The 1,125-nt window shown below is 41.5% G+C and carries 1 protein-coding gene; it reads right to left on the minus strand.

From position 1 onward, the window contains the following. Positions 1 to 14: 14 nt before the first annotated feature. Positions 15 to 1,121 carry an ISAs1 family transposase gene (locus ACFOUY_RS09000; RefSeq protein WP_378960173.1) on the minus strand — a complete coding sequence of 369 codons (1,107 nt, stop codon included), beginning with the start codon at positions 1,119 to 1,121 and terminating at the stop codon, positions 15 to 17. Between the last annotated feature and the right edge of the window lie 4 nt (positions 1,122 to 1,125).

Below are 1,125 nucleotides of genomic sequence, written 5' to 3' on the forward strand. Positions count from 1 at the left end.
CAGGGTCAACGCACTTAAATTTGGTTAAACACTTGCAATAGATACTGATTGTCCCATCCAGCCTTGAGTCTTTTAGTTACTAGAGAGCCCTTGGATGGATCTTTTTTTAGAAGATTTAATCCAATTTTTCGAATGAATGAAAAGTTGGTTGCTGCATTCTTAGTTCTTTTTCGCTGTCTATCCTCGTTGAAGACCATATCCAGGGACCAGTGCAACTTGTTTTCTATACCCCAATGCATCCTAATGTATTTGTTGAAATGCACTGCATCTTCTATGAAACTACTGATGTAATAACGCGTTTCAGTGGTTTCTTTCTCAGCCAGTATCCTAGTAGAGGTAATCTGGACCACTGATTTTATGCCCTTCCAAAAGATATGGTTATCAATGAAGGTCAGATCGGTAATTACCTCACATCTACGGCTCTCGATCCGTCCGTGTCCCTTTTCATTTACCAGATCAGTGGTTTGGACATGCTGTTTCTTAAACCGTTCCTTAACCTGATCCAATAGTTCGGATTGATTACTCTTTAGGGAAAGGATGTAGTCCGCCTTATTGTCAATTATTTTTTTTGCAATCTCCACCTGGGTGCCCATTGCATCTATGGTAATAATACTACCTTCGATATCCAGCAAATCCAACAATAGTGGTATTGCGGTAATTTCGTTACTCTTTTCCGTAACCTTCAATTGACCCAGGACAAGTTCATTATTGGATGCCCATGCGCTAACCATGTGGATGGGACTCTGCTGATGGAAGCTGTCCCTAGAGCCCCTGATGCTTTTTCCATCAATGCTAATGACCTCTCTATTGATCGACTCGCTCTTTAGCCCAGCGACCCATTCCACAAACATCTTTTCGAAAAGCTCAGGACGGAGTCCACTGAAAACACGGTTGATGGTATCATGAGAGGGGATACCGTTGGGTAGCTTTAGAAAGCGCCTTAAAAAATCGAATTTAGTCTTTCCAAAGGCTTCAATAGAGTCCCAGGATTCAGCACCGCATAGAACACCCAGGATAGATAGGATGATTATATCAGTTAAGAGATGTTTTTTGTTACGGTTGATACGATGATCGGGAAAACGTTCAAAATATTCGTGTAACGAGGTCTGAGGCTGTTTCATATAG

The sequence above is a fragment of the Pedobacter jamesrossensis genome (assembly GCF_042650905.1).
GTDB classification, from domain to species: domain Bacteria; phylum Bacteroidota; class Bacteroidia; order Sphingobacteriales; family Sphingobacteriaceae; genus Pedobacter; species Pedobacter jamesrossensis.

Coding starts and splice junctions, on each gene's coding strand:
- ACFOUY_RS09000 (WP_378960173.1), bottom strand. CDS start 1,121: ATGAAACAGCCTCAGACCTCGTTACACGAATATTTTGAACGTTTTCCC.